The 17,237-nt window shown below is 66.1% G+C and carries 15 protein-coding genes; 8 read left to right on the top strand and 7 right to left on the bottom strand.

Going from position 1 to position 17,237, the window contains the following annotated elements:
• The first annotated feature begins 42 nt into the window (after positions 1-42).
• A complete protein-coding gene (locus M0209_RS13775) occupies positions 43-1,185 on the top strand; it encodes a cupin domain-containing protein (RefSeq protein ID WP_258888835.1) in 1,143 nt (380 codons plus the stop codon).
• Here the strand turns inward: M0209_RS13775 and M0209_RS13770 are convergent.
• Entirely contained in the window at positions 1,182-1,778 is a 597-nt protein-coding gene (locus tag M0209_RS13770) for a urate hydroxylase PuuD (RefSeq protein ID WP_258888834.1), read from the bottom strand. The two genes, M0209_RS13775 and M0209_RS13770, sit on opposite strands and share 4 nt — an antisense overlap.
• A gap of 99 nt (positions 1,779-1,877) precedes the next feature.
• On the opposite strand from M0209_RS13770, the gene M0209_RS13765 reads away from it, so the two are divergent.
• Positions 1,878-2,540, top strand: a complete 663-nt coding sequence (locus M0209_RS13765; RefSeq protein WP_258889648.1) for a COQ9 family protein — start codon at positions 1,878-1,880, stop codon at positions 2,538-2,540.
• Here the strand turns inward: M0209_RS13765 and M0209_RS13760 are convergent.
• A complete protein-coding gene (locus M0209_RS13760; RefSeq protein ID WP_258888833.1) occupies positions 2,537-3,175 on the bottom strand; it encodes a YoaK family protein in 639 nt (212 codons plus the stop codon). The two genes, M0209_RS13765 and M0209_RS13760, sit on opposite strands and share 4 nt — an antisense overlap.
• An 83-nt stretch (positions 3,176-3,258) precedes the next feature.
• On the opposite strand from M0209_RS13760, the gene M0209_RS13755 reads away from it, so the two are divergent.
• The 3 genes from M0209_RS13755 to ssb are packed head-to-tail and all read left to right on the top strand — an operon-like array spanning position 3,259 to position 5,909.
• Positions 3,259-3,501: a FeoA family protein gene (locus M0209_RS13755; protein ID WP_258888832.1), complete on the top strand. Its 243-nt coding sequence runs from the start codon at positions 3,259-3,261 to the stop codon at positions 3,499-3,501.
• A 35-nt stretch (positions 3,502-3,536) separates the two neighbouring features.
• The gene (locus M0209_RS13750; protein WP_258889647.1) at positions 3,537-5,378 is read left to right on the top strand and encodes a ferrous iron transporter B; all 1,842 of its coding nucleotides are present in this window, start codon (positions 3,537-3,539) and stop codon (positions 5,376-5,378) included.
• 9 nt (positions 5,379-5,387) lie between these two features.
• Positions 5,388-5,909, top strand: coding sequence for a single-stranded DNA-binding protein (gene ssb / locus M0209_RS13745; protein ID WP_258888831.1), 522 nt, complete (start codon positions 5,388-5,390; stop codon positions 5,907-5,909).
• Positions 5,910-6,006: 97 nt separating this feature from the next.
• On the opposite strand, the gene M0209_RS13740 is transcribed toward ssb, so the two are convergent.
• Together M0209_RS13740 and M0209_RS13735 are read right to left on the bottom strand one after the other, a co-directional pair.
• The gene (locus tag M0209_RS13740; RefSeq protein ID WP_258888830.1) at positions 6,007-6,525 is read right to left on the bottom strand and encodes a DUF177 domain-containing protein; all 519 of its coding nucleotides are present in this window, start codon (positions 6,523-6,525) and stop codon (positions 6,007-6,009) included.
• A complete protein-coding gene (locus M0209_RS13735) occupies positions 6,522-7,037 on the bottom strand; it encodes a ubiquinol-cytochrome C chaperone family protein (protein ID WP_258888829.1) in 516 nt (171 codons plus the stop codon). The genes M0209_RS13740 and M0209_RS13735 overlap by 4 nt, the downstream gene beginning before the upstream one ends.
• A 76-nt stretch (positions 7,038-7,113) precedes the next feature.
• Here M0209_RS13735 and M0209_RS13730 point away from each other — a divergent pair, with 76 nt between their 5' ends.
• Positions 7,114-7,590 carry an outer membrane protein assembly factor BamE gene (locus tag M0209_RS13730; RefSeq protein WP_258888828.1) on the top strand — a complete coding sequence of 159 codons (477 nt, stop codon included), beginning with the start codon at positions 7,114-7,116 and terminating at the stop codon, positions 7,588-7,590.
• 163 nt (positions 7,591-7,753) lie between these two features.
• On the opposite strand, the gene M0209_RS13725 is transcribed toward M0209_RS13730, so the two are convergent.
• Entirely contained in the window at positions 7,754-10,018 is a 2,265-nt protein-coding gene (locus tag M0209_RS13725) for an NADP-dependent malic enzyme (RefSeq protein ID WP_258888827.1), read from the bottom strand.
• 111 nt (positions 10,019-10,129) lie between these two features.
• Between M0209_RS13725 and mutS the strand changes: the two genes are divergently transcribed.
• Entirely contained in the window at positions 10,130-12,724 is a 2,595-nt protein-coding gene (gene mutS, locus M0209_RS13720; RefSeq protein ID WP_258889646.1) for a DNA mismatch repair protein MutS, read from the top strand.
• A gap of 4 nt (positions 12,725-12,728) precedes the next feature.
• Here the strand turns inward: mutS and M0209_RS13715 are convergent, their stop codons facing one another.
• Together M0209_RS13715 and M0209_RS13710 are read right to left on the bottom strand one after the other, a co-directional pair.
• Positions 12,729-13,352: an NADAR family protein gene (locus M0209_RS13715; protein ID WP_258889645.1), complete on the bottom strand. Its 624-nt coding sequence runs from the start codon at positions 13,350-13,352 to the stop codon at positions 12,729-12,731.
• A 2-nt stretch (positions 13,353-13,354) separates the two neighbouring features.
• Positions 13,355-14,347: a hypothetical protein gene (locus M0209_RS13710; RefSeq protein WP_258888826.1), complete on the bottom strand. Its 993-nt coding sequence runs from the start codon at positions 14,345-14,347 to the stop codon at positions 13,355-13,357.
• Positions 14,348-14,439: 92 nt separating this feature from the next.
• On the opposite strand from M0209_RS13710, the gene M0209_RS13705 reads away from it, so the two are divergent.
• Positions 14,440-17,190 (top strand): [protein-PII] uridylyltransferase, encoded by a 2,751-nt coding sequence (locus tag M0209_RS13705; protein WP_258888825.1) that lies wholly within the window; start codon positions 14,440-14,442, stop codon positions 17,188-17,190.
• The last annotated feature ends 47 nt before the right edge of the window (positions 17,191-17,237 follow it).

The raw sequence follows: 17,237 nt of genomic DNA, 5'->3' as shown, positions 1-17,237 counted from the left end.
CCGATTGCGTCGCCCGCGCCTTTGCCATAGCCGTTTCGGGCGATGACCCCGTCCGACGCCCGAGCTGTTGTTGGCAAGATGCTGGCCCCGCTGGCGTTGGGCACGTTCCTCGATGCCGTCGCGGCGAGCCGCCCGCTCGAACAGGGCGGCGATGCCGCGCATCTCCGGACCGGACTGCTCGGCCCCGATCCCGAACAGACCATTCTCGCGGCCTTTGCGACGCATGCCCCAACCCTCGATTGCCATGCGGTCGCACCCCAAGGGCCGCCGCCCGGTCCTGCCGTGGTCGCGGATGCGGCGGCGTTCCGCGCGCTGATCGACGCTTATCACGCGCGCGGCTATACGGTCCGCCTCCCCGATGTCCGCGCGTTGTCGCCCGCGTTGCAGCACTTTGTCCGTGCACTCGAAATTGTACTCGACCAGCCGGTCGACACGTCGATATTCTGGAGCCGCGTGGGGGCACGCGCGAAAATCCATTACGACAACAACGACAATATCGCGATCCAGCTGGCGGGGCGCAAACGCTGGTTCGTCTCGACCGATGCGGCGGGGTTGCAGAACCCGTGGCGCGATATCGCCGAGACACCCCCGCATCTGGAGCGGCACAATGTCGTCGATGCGGCGCCCGGCGACCTGCTCTATATTCCGCGTGGCTTGCCGCACAGCGTCGCCTCGACGACCGAGTCGATCCATGTCGCGATCCTGTTCACGCCGCTCACCCTGCGCGCAGCGATGATCGCGGCGATCGACCATCTGGCCGAAACCGCGCGTCCGTTGCGCGCGGCAGCGGGCAGCGCGAACGACCTTGCCCGCGCCTTTGCCGATCTCGCCGAGCGCTGCCGACAGCCGCAATTCGTCGAGGCAGCGCTTGAACGGCGCAGCGGACGGGCGGTCGCCGATCTCGCGCGGCTCGTGCCGCCGGTCGCGGCACCGGTGCTGGGGGTAACGACGCGCGTCCGTCATGCCGCGCTGTCGGCGGCGCACCTGCGCGAGGCCGGGGCGACCATCGAACTCGCGCTTCCGGGCGGACGCATGGCGCTCCACGCAGGAGCCGCGCCCGCGCTGCGCTTCATCCTCGCGACACCGGCTTTTGCCGTCGGCGACCTGCCCGGCCTGACGCCCGACCTGGCCGTAGCGCTGGTCGGGCGGCTGATCGAAGCAGGTCTGCTCGAACCCGAGATTTAGTTGCCGAGGATGCCCTGCGTGACCATCGCGTAGAGCATCGGGATCGACAGGATGGTGTTGATCCGGCTGAACATCATCGCGGTGGTCGCCGCCTTCGCCTTTGTATCGGCATCCGCCTCAACGATTCCCAGCGCCTTTTTCTGGTTCGGCCAGATCAGGAACCAGACGTTGAACGCCATAATCAGACCCAGCCACATGCCGAGGCCGATCAGCCTGAAGCCGGGCTGGAAAGTCAGCGCCGGGATGAAATAGCTCGAAAACCCCTGCGCCGGCGGCGTGCAAGCGACAACGACGCCCATCAGCACGGTCATCAGGGCCGCCCAGCGGAACCAGAACAGCGCGGCAGGCGCGATATATTTCGACACGCCCGGCTTCAGTTCGGCCGGGACCGACGGCATCGTCGGGATTTGCACGAAATTGAAATAATAGAGCAGGCCGATCCACATCACGCCGAACAGGACGTGCAGATAGCGAAAGAGCCCGTTGAGATAGGGCGATGTTTCGGTACCGCCGTGGAATGCGAAGATCACGATGACGAGCAGCGCGAATCCGACGATCAGCGCGTTGCCCAGCTTGCCCAAGAATTTTGCCATGTCCTAGCCCCTGCGACGTTGAGAAGCGCGCCCCTGCACGCCGTTGACGCGCGACGCCTAGCAGCCCATTTCGCCTGTGTCACCGATGCCGTGTCACCGATGGAGCGTAACTTGGCCGACCCCACCCTCGACGAAATGCGCGTCATGCTTGCCGCCGAGCTGCCGCGCCATGCCGGGTTCGACGGCTGGACGCCGGTGGCGCTCGACGCGGCGGCAGCGGCCATGGGCATCGATCCGGCAATCGCGCGCCTCGCCTTTCCCGGCGGCGCGGTCGACATGATCGACGCCTGGTTCGCGCATGTCGACGCGGCGATGCTGGCCGACCTGCCGCCCGAGAAACTGGCCGCAATGAAAATCCGCGCGCGGATTGCGGCGCTGGTCGAGGCGCGGCTGGATCTGGTGGCGGTCGATATAGAGGCGTTGCGGCGTGCGCTCGCCGTGCTTGCGCTGCCGCAGAATCTGGCGCGGGCGGCCAAACTCAACTGGCGCGCGGCGGACGCGATGTGGCGCGCGGCGGGCGATACCGCGACCGATTACAACCATTATACCAAGCGCGCGATTCTCGGCGGCGTTTATGCCGCGACGGTGATGGCGATGCTTGCCGACGAGAGCGAGGACCGCGCCGACACCCGCGCGTTCCTTGGTCGCCGGATCGAAGGGATCATGCGCTTCGAAAAAGCCAAGGCGCGTTTCTCGCATTCGGCGCCGGAGCGGATCAGCCTTGCGCGGTTTCTGGGGCGGCTGCGCTATCCCGCCGTCTAACCCTCCAGCCCGAGGCGACGGACGAGCAGCGCGAGCACCGCCAGCAAGGCGGCGGGCAGCAGCAGCGACGCAAGGCCGAAGACCGGAAACAGTGCCGCACCGAGGACAGCGCCCGCAACCAGCCCCAGCCACAACATCGCATAGGGTACCCAGCTCCAGCGGTCGCCGCCCGACAGCGCCGTGCCCAGCCGTTGTCCGAACTTGACCAGGGTGCCGGTCATATAGGTCAGCCCGATCTGCACCTCGCCTTCGGCTTCGAAAATGGCGTTCTCCGCGCCCATTGCCAGCGCCATCAGGCCCAGCGCGACATGCAATTGCCCCAACGACGACAGCACCATGGCGCTGACCAGCGACACCGCGACAAAGGCGATGACAATCGACCGTTGATGACGGCCTGCACGCCGTCCGACCAGCGAACCAGTGACGACGCCGACGACAAAGACCGCGATCAGGACCAGTGCAGCGGCAGCGTCGGCTGCGCGCTCGACGGTTCCGACGGCCAGACGCGTCGAATTACCGCTCATGAACGACACGAAGAAGCCCTTGCTCGCCAGAAAGCCGGTGGCATCGACATAGCCCGCCACCGCTGCGAGGCTGGCGGCGAGCGCCCGGGTTCGCTGGTCGTAGCGTGTCACGCGCGATCGCTAGCGCATCTCCATCCGCAATTCGACCCGCACCCTACTGGCAATCGCCAGACGATACTGATAATCGCTCGCAAGTGACCCTTGCGGACCTTCCCTTTCAGCGCGAAGCCACGATTTCCAGCATCGACTGGCCGTCGCTGACCGAGCGCGACGGACGGCGTTTGCGCGAGTTGGGCTTCGACGAGGGGGTCGCGGTAGAGCCGCTCCACGGCGCAGGACTCGTTGCACGCGATCCGCTCGCCGTCCGCATCGGCCGGATGACGGTGGCCATCCGCCGTGCCCATGCCGCCGCGATTTCGGTCGAGCCGGTCCAGTGAACGCAGAGACACGCATTGTCGCGACCGAACCGCCAATGGTGGCGCTGGTCGGCAATCCCAATGCCGGCAAGTCGGCGCTGTTCAACGCGCTGACCGGGGCGCGGCAAAAGGTCGGAAATTATCCGGGCGTCACCGTCGAGCGCCATGCCGGTCGCCTGACCATGGCCGACGGGCGACCGGTCGAACTGGTCGATCTGCCCGGCACCTACAGCCTGACGCCGTCGAGTCCCGACGAACAGGTGACCCGCGACACGCTGATGGGCCAGCAGGCGGGCGAACGCGTGCCGTCGGTGCTGGTCGTGGTCGTCGATGCGGCCAACCTCGACAACCATTTGCGCTTCGCGATGGAGTTGATCGCGCTCGGGCGACCGGTCGTCGTCGCGCTCAACATGTTCGACCTGGCGACCCGCGACGGGCTTGCCATCGATGTGCCTGCGCTCGCGCAGACATTGGGCGTAGCGGTCGTGCCGACGGTGGCCGTTCGGAAACGCGGGCTGGACGAGTTGAAGCTGGCACTCGATGCCGCCCTGACCGGGGCACCCGACCGTCCGCACATAATTCTTGAAGAGCCGACCCTTGCCGAGCGCCAGCGCCATGCGCGGCGCATTGCCAAAAGCGTCACGGTCGAATCGGGGACGGCGCGGCGCTGGACCGAAAGTATCGACCGTGTCGTGCTGCATCCCGTCGCCGGGCCGCTGATCCTTGCCGCATTGCTCTTCGTCATGTTCCAGGCGGTGTTCAGCCTTGCCGCCGTCCCCGCGGACCTCATCGATGGATGGATCGGCAGCCTGCAGGACAGCATCAAGGCGGCCCTTCCCGACTCGATCCTGCGCTCGCTGCTGACCGACGGGATTATCGCGGGCGTCGGTGCGGTGGTCGTTTTCCTGCCCCAGATCCTGATCCTGTTCGCCTTCATCCTCGTGCTCGAAGCGTCGGGCTATATGGTCCGTGCCGCCTTCCTGATGGACCGGCTGATGTCGCGGGTCGGCCTGTCGGGGCGCGCGTTCATTCCGCTGCTGTCGAGCTTCGCCTGCGCGATCCCCGGCATCATGGCGACGCGCACGATCGACGATCCGAAAGACCGGCTGACGACGATCCTGATCGCGCCGCTGATGACCTGTTCGGCGCGGCTGCCGGTCTATGCCGTCATCATCGCGGCGTTCATCCCGTCGCGCACGGTCGGTCCGGGCATCGGTCTGCAGGGGCTGGTGCTGTTCGCGCTCTATCTTGCGGGAATCCTCGGCGCGCTGTTCGCCGCACTGTTGTTGCGGCGGACGGTGACGAAGGGCGGCGCGCAGGGTTTCATGATGGAAATGCCCAAATACCAGCTGCCGGTGCTGCGCGATCTCGCGCTCGGCCTGTGGCAGCGCGCCTGGGCCTTTCTGAAGCGTGCCGGGACGATCATCGCCTTCACGACCGTGGTGCTCTGGGCATTGCTCAGCTTTCCGCAGGTGCCTGCCGGATCGGCGAAGAGCCAGATCGACCATTCGATTGCGGGGCGCATCGCCGACGGCCTCGCCGTCGTCGTCAAGCCCATCGGCTTCGACCGCGACATTGCGCTGGCGCTGATCCCCGCCATGGCGGCGCGCGAAGTTGCGGTGTCGGCGCTCGCGACCGTCAACGCCATCGACACGGCGGACGAGGGCGCGCGCGACCAGTCGCTCGCCGCCTCGCTCCGCAACAAATGGTCGCTGCCGACGGCGCTCGCCTTCCTCGCCTGGTTCGTCTTCGCGCCGCAGTGCATTTCGACGATTGCCGTCGTCCGGCGCGAGACCAACGGGTGGAAATGGCCCGGCTTCATGCTAGCGTACCTGTTCGCGCTGGCCTACGCGGCGGCAGGGATCACATATTGGAGCGCGGTGGCGCTCGGACTTTAGGGGAAGAACGTGGCAGGCAGCGTCAACAAGGTCATTCTCGTCGGCAATCTGGGCAAAGACCCTGAGTCGCGGTCGTTCCAGAACGGCGGCAAAGTGGTGTCGTTCAGCGTCGCGACGTCGGAAAGCTGGAAGGACAAGAATTCGGGCGAGCGCAAGGATCGCACCGAATGGCACAATGTCTCGATCTTCAGCGAAGGCCTGGCCCGCGTCGCCGAACAATATCTCAAAAAGGGGTCGAAAGTGTACCTCGAAGGCCAGCTCGAAACCCGCAAGTGGCAGGACAAGGACGGCAACGACCGCTACACGACCGACGTCGTGCTGCGGAATTTCAACTCGTCGATGGTCCTGCTCGACGGTCGTGACAGCGGTGGCGGATCGCGTGGCGGCGGCGGTGGTGGCGACGACTGGAACCGCGACGAGGGCGGACGCGGTTCGGGCGGCGGCAATTATGGCGGCGGCGGAGCTTCGCGCGGTGGCGGAAGCCGTCCGAGCGCGTTCGATTCGGACTTGGATGATGATGTGCCGTTCTGAGCTTGTGTCGGCCCGGACCTGATTCGGGCCTAGGCTGCCGGTGGCGTGAGTTCCCGACGAAGAAGCCCAGCCCCGGATCGAGTCCGGGGCGACGTGGCTATTGGTTTCCCAGCATCCCCTTCAGCCCGGCAAACGGTCCGGCGTCCGCGCCCGCTGCCCATTTGCGCTCCTTTTCGCGCGCCCGCTCGACCGCGCAGCGCGGAAAAGGATCGAGCGCAAGGCCCAGCGTCTGCGCGACCGCTTCGCCCAGATCGACCGCGCCGCCGTCGATCTCGATCAGGTCGCAATCGCCGTCGCTGAGTTCGGTTTCCTCGGCTTCGCTTGCGAGCAGGGCAGGATCGACGAAGCGCAGGGCAAATGCCTCGTCGATGCGCGCTGCCACCGGCTCGCCGGTCACGACGCAGCTCTGCACGACATCGCCGCGCAATCGCCCGACGGCCTCGATGCCCAGCGCGCACGCCGTCAATACGGCTGTAGCGCCCAGCGCTTCCAGCGCCTCCAGCCCAAAGCGGGTCGCCAGCGCCGCGCGCTCCGCTGCGGTGGCCTCGACGCACACCTCGCGCGGTGCCGACCCGATCGTATCGAGCGGATAGCGGCGGCTGAACTCGGGCTTCACGAAATATTGCCCGCAAGCAGCGCATCGAGCGGAACGCCGTCGATCCGCTCGCGCAGCCCGGTCAACGCCGCCACCGCCGCCTCAGCATTTGCGGGCGGTTCGCCGCGCCACAGTGTCCGGCCCAGCGTCGCGGCATCGAACCCCGCGCGATAGGCACCCAGCCGCCCGCCGACGACGGCCATGATGCCGCCGACCTGCTTGCCGACGACCAGGTCGCCGAAGCCGATCTCGCGGATCTGGCCGTCCATATCGGTAATGAACGCCTCGGTCAGCCGCACCGCTTCGACCTCGCGCCCTTCGCGTTCGAGCCGCAGCAGGACGAGCGACAGGACGAGCGATACCATGTCGAATCGCCCGTCGACCGTGTCGGGGACGCCATAGCTCGCGTACCAGTGCGGCTGGCGCGCCTCGGTCACCACGGCGGCATAGAGCGCCTCCAGCCCGTCGTCGTCGCGCCCGAACAAGCGGGCCAGAAACCCGCTCTTCCGCTCTGTGCTTGCCGTTGCCCTCATCTTTGGCATATTGCGGCGCGACCGCGCGGTTGCAATGTCGCAAAGCCGTGCGCCGACGTTCGAAGAGTATTTTTCCATGGCCACACGGCGCATCGTCCCCCTTTTGTCGCTTGCGACGCTCGTGCTTGCCACCGGCTGCGCGCGCGTGCCCGGGCATCAGGGTTTCATTATCGATTCGCAACTTGCTGCGACGGTGAAACCGGGGGTCGATAACAAGGCATCCGTGCAGGGGACGCTCGGCCGCCCCAGCTTCATCGGCCAGTTCGACGCCAACGACTGGTATTATGTGTCGCGCGACACGCGCCAGCTGGCGTACAAGGTGCCACGCCCTTCCGGCCAGACGATCCTGCACGTCCGTTTCGACGGCACCGGCAATGTCGTGGCGACCGATTCGACCGGTCTGGAAAAGGTCGCGATGATCCGTCCCAACAAGGACCAAACCCCGACGCTGGGCCGCAACCGCAGCTTCTTCCAGGAGATCTTCGGTAATATCGGTCAGGTCGGCAGCGTGGGCCGCGGCGGCGGAACGACGGATAACCCGGACGGCAATTAGCCTTCGCGGTCAGTCGGTTATTACGTCGATTGCGAGCGTGATCGCGCCCGTAATCGCGATTCCTACGATTGCGTAAGGTCCGGCGTCCAGTGCGTAAGCCAATCCAGTCGCCGGTATTGTAAGCGAGAGGGAGCCATAGCGCTTCCACGCTCGGTTCATAACGCTAACGTGCCACCCCGCCCGCTGCGAGCACGGCGAGTGTCACCAGCTCGCTCGCAGTCGAAGCCATCGTTGCGATCTGGACGGGCTTTTCCATCCCGATCAGCATCGGCCCGATCACCGAATCGCCGCCGAGTTCGCGCAGCAGCTTTGCCGACAGGTTCGCCGATTGCAGCCCCGGCATGATAAGGACGTTGGCCGGACCCGACAGGCGACTGAACGGATAGCTGGCCATGACCTTGGGATTGAGCGCCACATCGGGCGCCATTTCGCCCTCGAACTCGAATCCGACATTGCGCTTTTCGAGCGCGGTCACCGCGTCGCGCAAGTTGGTCAGATACGAGCCTTCCGGATTGCCGAAGGTCGAGTAGCTGAGGAATGCCACGCGCGGTTCATGGCCCATCGCGCGCGCGACGGCGGCGGTCCCCTCGGCAATATCGGCGAGCTGTTCGGCATTGGGCCGTTCGTTGACCGTGGTGTCGGCCATGAACACCGTGTGCGACTGGCCGACCAGGACATGGACGCCGAACGGGATACGCCCCTCGGCATGGTCGAGCACGCGGCGGACCTCGCGCATCGACTGTGCATAGGTGCGGGTGACGCCGGTTATCATCGCGTCGACTTCGCCCATCTTGAGCATGAGCGCGGCAAAGACGTTGCGGTCCTGGTTGACCATCCGCTCGACTTCGCGGCGGAGGTAGCCGCGCCGCTGGAGTCGCTCGTAGAGTTTCTCGACCATCGCGGGGACCAGCGGCGAATTGCGGCTGTTGACCACTTCGAAGCTCTCGGGCTTGTCGACACCCAGCGCGCGCAGCCGTTCGTGGACATCGTCGCGCCCGACCAGCACCGGAATGCCGTATCCACCGTCGCGGAAGGCGATGGCGGCGCGCAGCACCACTTCCTCTTCGCCTTCGGCAAACACCACGCGCTTGGGATGCGCGCGCGCGCCTTCATAGGCGAGGCCGAGGACCGAGGTCGTGGGGTTGAGGCGCGCGCGGAGCGAAGTGCGATACTCGTCCATGTCGAGGATCGGCCGCGTCGCGACGCCGGTATCCATTGCCGCCTTGGCGACGGCTGCGGGCACGACCTCCATCAGGCGCGGATCGAAAGGCGCGGGGATGATATAGTCGCGCCCGAAGCTGTGCGCGCGGCCCCCGTACGCTGCGGCGACTTCCTCGGGCACTTGCGCGCGGGCGAGTTCGGCGATTGCGTTGGCCGCGGCGATCTTCATTTCCTCGTTGATCGCCGTCGCGCGCACATCGAGTGCCCCCCGGAAAATGAACGGGAAGCCCAGCACATTGTTGACCTGGTTCGGATAATCCGAGCGTCCGGTCGCGACGATGCAGTCGGGGCGTACCGCTTTCGCATCGGGCGGCGTGATCTCGGGATCGGGGTTGGCCATCGCAAAGATGATCGGCTGGTCGGCCATTTTGGCGAGGAACGCCGGGGTCAGCGCATCCTTTGCCGACAGTCCGAGGAAGATGTCGGCCCCGACCAGCGCCTCTTCGAGGCTGCGCGCCTCGGTCTTTGCGGCATGGGCGGACTTCCACTGGTCCATGCCCTTTTCGCGGCCCTGATAGATAACGCCCGACCGGTCGCACATGATGACATTGTCGTGGCGCACGCCCATCGCCTTGATGAGTTCGGTGCACGCGATCGCCGCTGCCCCCGCGCCGTTCACCACCACCTTGACGTCCTTCATGTCGCGCCCGGTCAGCATGACCGCGTTGATCAGGCCGGCGGCGGTAATGATCGCCGTACCATGCTGGTCGTCGTGCATGACCGGGATCTTCATCCGCTCCTTCAGCGCCTGCTCGATGATGAAGCATTCGGGGGCCTTGATGTCCTCCAGATTGATGCCGCCGAATGTGGGTTCCATCAACGCGACGGCATTGATGAACGCTTCGGGGTCTTCGGTCGCGAGTTCGATGTCGATCGAATCGACATCGGCAAAGCGTTTAAACAGGACCGCCTTGCCCTCCATCACCGGCTTCGACGCGAGCGCGCCGAGATTGCCGAGGCCGAGAATCGCGGTGCCGTTGGAGATCACCGCAACGAGATTGCCCTTGGCCGTGTAATCGTAAGCGGTGGCAGGATCTTCGGCGATGGCGCGCACCGGCACCGCAACGCCGGGGGAATAGGCGAGGCTCAGGTCGCGTTGAGTCGCCATCGGCTTCGACGCGACGATCTCGATCTTGCCGGGCCGTCCCGACGAATGGAACAACAGCGCCTCGCGATCCGAAAACGCGACATTCGATTCTTCGCTCATGCGCTAATCCCCTCTGCCCTTCCCCTACGTCATGCGCGCCTTGCGGGGAAAGCCACTTTCGCAGTTTCGCGGGGCGTGTATGCAAATTGGGTGACGTCCGCACCCACTCCGATGATGGCGCAATATCATGCGCTGAAGGCCGAAGCGCCCGATTGCCTGTTGTTCTACCGGATGGGCGACTTCTTCGAGCTGTTCTTCGAGGATGCAAAATCCGCCGCCGCCTGCCTCGACATCGCGCTGACCGCCCGCGGAGAGCATGACGGCGAACGCGTGCCGATGTGCGGCGTGCCGGTTCATGCGGCGGATGCGTATCTTGCCAAGCTGATCCGGGGCGGGTTCCGCGTTGCGATTGCCGACCAGGTCGAAAGCCCCGCCGAGGCGAAAGCGCGCGGCGGCAGCAAGGCACTGGTCGCGCGCGCCATCGTCCGGGTGGTGACGGCGGGAACGCTGACCGAGGATGTGCTGCTCGATGCCAAGGCGAGCAACTGGCTGGTCGCGGTGGTCGCGGTCGGCGAGACCGTCGGGCTGGCAGCAGCGGATGTGTCGACGGGCGCGTTCGAGCTGTGCGAGGTCTCGGGCGCGCAGCTCGAAGCGGAGATTGCGCGTTACAGCCCCAGCGAAGTCATTTGTGCGCCTGCGGAAGCAGGAGCCCTGGCGGCCAAGGCTCCTGCTTCCGCAGGAGCACAAATCGTCCCGCGCGAACAACGCGATTTCGACTCGGCCAAGGGCGAAGCAAAACTCAAGGCTCTCCACGACGTCGCGACCCTCGACGGATTCGGCGCGTTCACGCGGGCAGAACTGGCGGCAGCGGGCGGGCTGCTGTCCTATCTCGATCACGCCGGAAAGGGCACGCTGCCCTTCCTCGCCCCTCCGGTGCGCCGCACTACTGCCGAGCACATGGCCATCGACGCCGCGACGCGCGAGAGCCTCGAACTCACCCAAGCGGCAGGCGGCGGGCGCAAGGGGAGCCTGCTCGACACCATCGACCGCACCGTCACGGGCGCTGGCGCGCGGATGCTGGCCAGCGATCTGTCCGCACCGCTGACCGACCGCGCCATGATCGACGCGCGGCTCGATCTGGTCGCGCACTGGGCCGGGGACGGGATCGGGCGCGAGGAATTGCGCGCCACCTTGCGCGCCATCCCCGATGTCGCCCGTGCCTTGGCGCGATTGTCGGCGGGGCGGGGATCCCCGCGCGATCTGGGGTGCTTGCGCGACGGATTGGCGCGCGCCTGGGAGCTGCGCGAACGGCTCGACCAGCCGCACGTGCCGCCACTGTTGCGCGCGCTTCTCCCCGCGCTCGCCGGGCATGGCGCGCTGATCGACAAGCTCACCCGCGCGCTGGTCGCCGAGCCGCCGGTCGATGCCGCGAACGGCGGCTATATTGCGCACGGGTACGACGCCGCGCTCGACGACCTGCGCGACGCAGGCGGGATGGGGCGGCGCGAGATTGCCGCGCTGGAGACCGCGTTCCGCGACCGCACCGGCATCGCCAGCCTCAAAATACGCCACAATGGCGTGCTCGGCTATCATGTCGAAGTGCCCGCGCGCGCCGCCGACCCGCTGATGGACGCCGCCTCGGGCTTCACCCACCGCCAGACACTCGCCGGGGTGGTACGCTTCAACGCGCCCGAACTCCACGAAGTCGCGATGCGCGTGACGCAGGCGGGCAGCCATGCGCTGGCCGCCGAAGCGGCGCATTTCGAGGAGCTGACCGCGCTCGCGCTCGCTTCGGCCCGCACGATCTCGGCGACGGCGGCGGCGCTTGCCCGGCTCGATGTCGCAAGCGCCAACGCGCAGGCAGCGGTCGAGTGCGACTGGTGTCGCCCGCACCTCGTCGATCACCCCTGTTTCGAGGTCGCGGGCGGGCGGCATCCGGTGGTCGAGGCCGCCGTCGCGAAATCGGGCGCGCGCTTCGTCGCCAACGACTGCGCGCTCGACGCCAGCGACCGCCTCTGGCTCGTCACCGGCCCCAATATGGGCGGCAAATCGACCTTCCTGCGCCAGAACGCGCTGATCGCGGTGATGGCGCAGGCGGGGTGCTTCGTCCCCGCCAAGCGCGCCATGCTCGGGTTGGTGGACCGCCTGTTCAGCCGCGTCGGCGCGTCGGACAATCTCGCGCGCGGGCGCTCGACCTTCATGGTCGAAATGGTCGAAACGGCAGCGATCCTTGCCCAAGCGACCGAACGCAGCTTCGTCATCCTCGACGAGGTCGGGCGCGGCACCAGCACCTATGACGGGCTGGCGATTGCGTGGGCGGTGGTCGAGGCGGTGCACGAGGTCAACCGCTGCCGCTGCCTGTTCGCGACGCACTATCACGAACTGACGCGGCTGGCCGAAAAGCTCCCCGCACTGTCGCTCCACCACGTCCGCGCGCGCGAGTACAAGGGCGACCTCGTGCTGCTCCACGAACTCGCGCAGGGGCCAGCCGACCGCAGCTACGGCATCGCCGTCGCGCGGCTGGCGGGCATGTCCCCCGCCGTGCTGGCGCGGGCGAAATCGGTGCTGGCAAAACTGGAGGCAGGCCGCGCGGCGACCGGCGGACTCGCGGCGGGGCTGGACGACCTGCCGCTGTTTTCGGCTTTGGTCGAGGAAGCAAAGGTCGATCCGCTGCGCGAGGCCTTGGATGCGATCCACCCCGACGCGCTCAGCCCGAGGGAGGCGCTGGAGGCGTTGTACAGGTTGAAGGGGGTGGGGGAGGAGTAAGCGACTACAAAAGTGCGGGTTGCGAAACCGCAACCGAAAGCGGTGCGTGTCGGACGCGAGCGATCGTCTCGATATCCTCGTCGAGCATCAGGAAATCGGGGATCGGTACAGGATCCACGTTCTCCAGCATTTCAGGTGCGACGCGCAACTTATCGCGCAATTCCATCAGCAGTCGACCCAGCACATTCCGTCCTGCGAAGCGGTCATCGTCCTGTGTTGTTGCGCCCCAAAAGTCGTCCTTGCGCGAATCCTCGACGATGGGACGGTCGCCCGTGTCGAGGAGCAACGCCGAAAATCGTGTCCAGTTTTGCGCGAGCTTGACCCGAAGCACCCATTTCATAACGGCTACACGAACATCGTCCCAATCGGGCCGAGACTGGCTGCGGTAGGGTTTGCTCCGCATCTTCGCCGTCATCGGGCTGGCCTCATCGAGGATCATTTGCTGAATCTCGGGCAGATGCGGAAACCGGCAGGCCTGATACAGCGCTTCGACGGTCTTGATCGAATGCCCGTTGACGATCACCGGAAAGCCGGGGGCCATGTTCGACAACCCGCCGAATGCCTCGCCCGTCCGGCGGAAACTGACCACATCCCGGCGTTGATACAGGCGCGTCTCGACCATGGGCATCGTCAATTCGTTTTCCTCGGGAACAGCGGATACCATGGATCGCCTGCCCATAAAACCAGCGGCGTATTGTTGGCGCAATTGCGGTAAGTAACCACCATCGAGCCGAAGCCCATGATCGGCATCATGCTCCGCCCGAGCGGTCGCATATATACGTCGAAATCCGGGCACATCTTCCGCACCTCGACGCCCTGCCGCATGAATTCCTGTTCGAGCAGGTGTCGCCCTTCGTTGCCGGAGAACAGTTGTCGGGCACCGACCTGACTCCCCGACCTGAACACCGGATCCCACGACAATGTGACCATATACTCGGCACAGTGATCGTCGGCGGGCACGACCGCAGGGCGAACGACGTCGGAACTGTCGGTATAAAGCTTGCGATCCTCATAAGTAATCGCGTGCCTGATTTTCAGGGTGAGTGCCTTGCCAGATTGCGCGATCGCCTCGTTCAGCGCCATTTCGGTCTTCCATTTGCCGTAGGCGTGACAGGCAATGACGATCACGATCAGTTCGCCCTGTGCGGGTGCATCGGTTTCGATCCAGTGGCGGAGATCGGCGCCGATCCGGCCCCCTGAAAACAGCGCGTCGTCGACATATACGAATCGTGACGGCGCGTTCGATCCGCATTCTGCAAGGCAGAGGCTGCATTTGTCTTTCAGGGCGGCATCGAAAAGTGCCAGCAGGTCGCGCTGGCTGTTGCCGTCGGCCTGCACGTCGAGAAGCTTCGTCGACTTCCAGAATGCGGCAGGATCGCTGCCGGTCAGTGGTCCGTTCGTGACGACATTCCGGGCAAAACCGATGACGCGCGCCTTGGAAAAATATGTCTTCTGAAGGACGTGAGCCAGCTCCGTTAGCAACGGATTCTGCGTCGGCGCGGGAAACTGCCCGATCCAATGGGCAATGCGGGCCGCATCGATTGGCGGTATTTCACCAGCTCTATAGTCGCCCACGATAGCGGCAAGGCGAGCCAGAAGGGTTTGATCGAGGGCCACGCGCAATATCTAACGTCGGGCAACTATTGTGCAAACTGTGCGCATAGCCCGACGCAACCCCCGTGACGCCGCCCACTCCCTCCTCTATGCCCACCCCCATGTCCGACCGCCTCGACACTATCCCCAACCGCCGTGCTATCGTCGACCGGCGCGTCCTCGCGGCGGCGCTTGAGGAGCTGACCGGCGACGGTACCGCACTGCGCCAAGCGGGGGCGGCGTTGCTGCGGCCTGCGCTCGATGCAGGACGGGCCGAGATTGCGCGGCGGCTCGAGGAGCATCCGTCGCAGGGTGCGCAGGCCGCCGCCGCACAGGCGTTCCTGACCGACCAGATTTTGCGGCTGCTCTATGATTTCACGACGCAGCGGCTGCACCGCCTCTCGAATCCGACCACATCCGAGCGGCTGGCCCTGATGGCGGTCGGCGGGTACGGGCGCGGCGAGATGGCGCCGTTTTCCGACGTCGACATCGCCTTTCTGACGCCGTGGAAAGCGACGGGGTGGAGCGAGGCGGTCATCGAATCGATGCTCTACACGCTCTGGGATCTGGGGCTGAAGGTCGGGCATTCGTCGCGCTCGCTCGACGAAATGGTGCGGCTGGCGAAGAGCGACCTGACCATCCGCACTGCGCTCCTCGAAGCGCGCTACGTCTGGGGCGACCAGGGCGTGTACGATGAGGCTGCGGCGCGTTTCGACCGCGAAGTCGTGGCGGGTACCGCGCGGACGTTCGTCGCTGAAAAGCTCGCCGAACGCGACGCGCGACACAAGCGCATGGGCGACAGCCGCTATGTCGTCGAACCCAATCTGAAAGAGGGCAAGGGCGGCCTGCGCGATCTCCACACGCTGTTCTGGATCGGCAAATACCTCCACCGTGTCGGCACCGTCGCCGAGCTGGTCGACAAGGGGTTGCTGACGGCAGCCGAGCTCCGCAGTTTCCAGAAGGCCGAAAATTTCCTTTGGGCGGTGCGCTGTCATTTACACAGCGTTGCCGGGCGCGCCGAGGAACGGCTGACCTTCGACGTCCAGTCCGAAATCGCGCGGCGGATGCGTTATCGCGAGGCGACCGGGCGCTCGGCGGTCGAACGCTTCATGCAGCATTATTTCCTGACCGCCAAAGCCGTCGGCGACCTGACCGGCGTGTTCCTCGCGCACCTCGACGACAGCCTCGCGCCCAAGGGGCGGCGCTTCGGCGGGCTGGCCGGGTTCATGAAGGCGCCGCGCCAGTTGAACGGCTTCGTGCTCGATCGCGGGCGGCTGACCGTGCCAAACGACAACTGGTTCCGCACGGACCCGGTGCGGCTGGTCGAGCTGTTCGCCGTCGCCGATGCCCAGGGTCTGGAAATCCATCCGACCGCTATGCGGGCGGCGGCGCGCGACGCGCGGCTGATCGAGGCCCGCGTGCGCACGGACAAGCGCGCCAACGAGCTGTTCCTCGGCATCCTCACCTCCCCGCGCGATCCCGAAACGGTGCTGCGCTGGATGAACGAGGCGACGGTGTTCGGTCGCTTCGTGCCCGACTTCGGCCGGGTCGTCGCGCAGATGCAGTTCGACATGTATCACCATTATACGGTCGACGAGCATTCGATCCGCGCCATCGGCCTGCTCTCGCGGATCGAACACGGGAACCTTGCCGAGGATCACCCGCTCGTCACCGCCATCCTCAAATCCACATCGATGCGCCGCGTGCTCTACGCGTCGGTGCTGCTGCACGACATCGCCAAGGGGCGCGGCGGCGATCACAGCGTGCTCGGCGCTGAGGTTGCGATGAAGCTGTGCCCGCGTTTCGGGATGACGCCGGCCGAGACCGAGACGGTGGCGTGGCTGGTGCGCCATCACCTGCTGATGTCGGCGACCGCGTTCAAGCGCGATCTGGCTGATTTCAAGACGGTGCTCGATTTCGCCGAGCTCGTGCAGTCGCCCGAGCGGCTGCGGCTGCTGCTTGCGCTGACCGTCGTCGATATCCGCGCCGTCGGGCCGGGGGTGTGGAACGGGTGGAAGCGACAGCTGCTCGGCGACCTGTTCAACGCGGCGGAGGAAGTGCTGCGGCTCGGCCACAAGCAGACCGGTCGCGCCGAGCGGATCGCGGCGAAGCAAGCCGATCTGCGCGCGTCGCTCGGCTGGGATGCGGCCGCCTTCGCGACCTATGCCAGGCGTTTGCCCGACGGGTACTGGATTGCCGAGCCCGACGATGTGCTGGCCGCCAATGCGCGCACCGTCGAGCGCGCGGGCGACGCGCCGCTCACCGTCGCGGCGCAGGTCTATCCGTCGCGCGGGGCGACGTTGGTCAGCGTCTATGCTGCCGACCATCCCGGGCTATTCTACCGGCTCGCCGGCGCGATCCATCTGGCGGGCGCGAGCATCATCGATGCGCGCATCCACACGACGCGCGACGGCATGGCGCTCGACAATTTCCTCGTGCAGGATCCGTTCGGGCGGATGTTCGACGATGCCGACCGGCTGAAGCGGCTGGAAACGGCCGTCGGCGATGCGCTGGCGAACCGCGGCCGCCTTGCCGAACGTCTGGCCGCCCGTCCGCTCGCGCGCACGCGGGCCGATGCCTTTGCGATCGAGCCCAATGTGCTGATCGACAACAAGGCGTCGAACCGCTTCACCGTGATCGAGGTCAATGCCCGCGACCGGCCCGGCCTGCTCCACGCGCTGGCGCATGCGCTGTTCGAATCGAAAGCGACGATCCGCTCGGCGCATATCGCCACCTATGGCGAGCGCGCGGTCGATACCTTTTATGTCACCGATCTGCTCGGCGGAAAGATCGACGGCACGCTGCGGCTGAAATCGCTCGAACGCCGCCTGCTCGACGCTGCAGAGGGGCTGGGTATCGCCGTCGCTGCATAGAAAAGGGGCGGCGCGTCCTGCGACGCACCGCCCCCTTTTTCCGTATC

This window comes from Sphingomonas sp. SUN039, from assembly GCF_024758725.1.
GTDB lineage: Bacteria > Pseudomonadota > Alphaproteobacteria > Sphingomonadales > Sphingomonadaceae > Sphingomonas_O.
The sequence above is the reverse complement of the archived record's forward strand: the minus strand, read 5'-3'. Positions and strand labels throughout refer to the sequence as shown.

Excerpts from the sequence above, each read along its gene's own strand:
- M0209_RS13775 (WP_258888835.1), top strand. The coding sequence starts at position 43 with ATGACCCCGTCCGACGCCCGAGCTGTTGTTGGCAAGATGCTGGCCCCG.
- M0209_RS13770 (WP_258888834.1), bottom strand. The coding sequence starts at position 1,778 with ATGGCAAAATTCTTGGGCAAGCTGGGCAACGCGCTGATCGTCGGATTC.
- M0209_RS13765 (WP_258889648.1), top strand. The coding sequence starts at position 1,878 with ATGGAGCGTAACTTGGCCGACCCCACCCTCGACGAAATGCGCGTCATG.
- M0209_RS13750 (WP_258889647.1), top strand. The coding sequence starts at position 3,537 with ATGGTGGCGCTGGTCGGCAATCCCAATGCCGGCAAGTCGGCGCTGTTC.
- M0209_RS13735 (WP_258888829.1), bottom strand. The coding sequence starts at position 7,037 with ATGAGGGCAACGGCAAGCACAGAGCGGAAGAGCGGGTTTCTGGCCCGC.
- M0209_RS13730 (WP_258888828.1), top strand. The coding sequence starts at position 7,114 with ATGGCCACACGGCGCATCGTCCCCCTTTTGTCGCTTGCGACGCTCGTG.
- M0209_RS13725 (WP_258888827.1), bottom strand. The coding sequence starts at position 10,018 with ATGAGCGAAGAATCGAATGTCGCGTTTTCGGATCGCGAGGCGCTGTTG.
- mutS (WP_258889646.1), top strand. The coding sequence starts at position 10,130 with ATGATGGCGCAATATCATGCGCTGAAGGCCGAAGCGCCCGATTGCCTG.
- M0209_RS13715 (WP_258889645.1), bottom strand. The coding sequence starts at position 13,352 with ATGCCCATGGTCGAGACGCGCCTGTATCAACGCCGGGATGTGGTCAGT.
- M0209_RS13705 (WP_258888825.1), top strand. The coding sequence starts at position 14,440 with ATGTCCGACCGCCTCGACACTATCCCCAACCGCCGTGCTATCGTCGAC.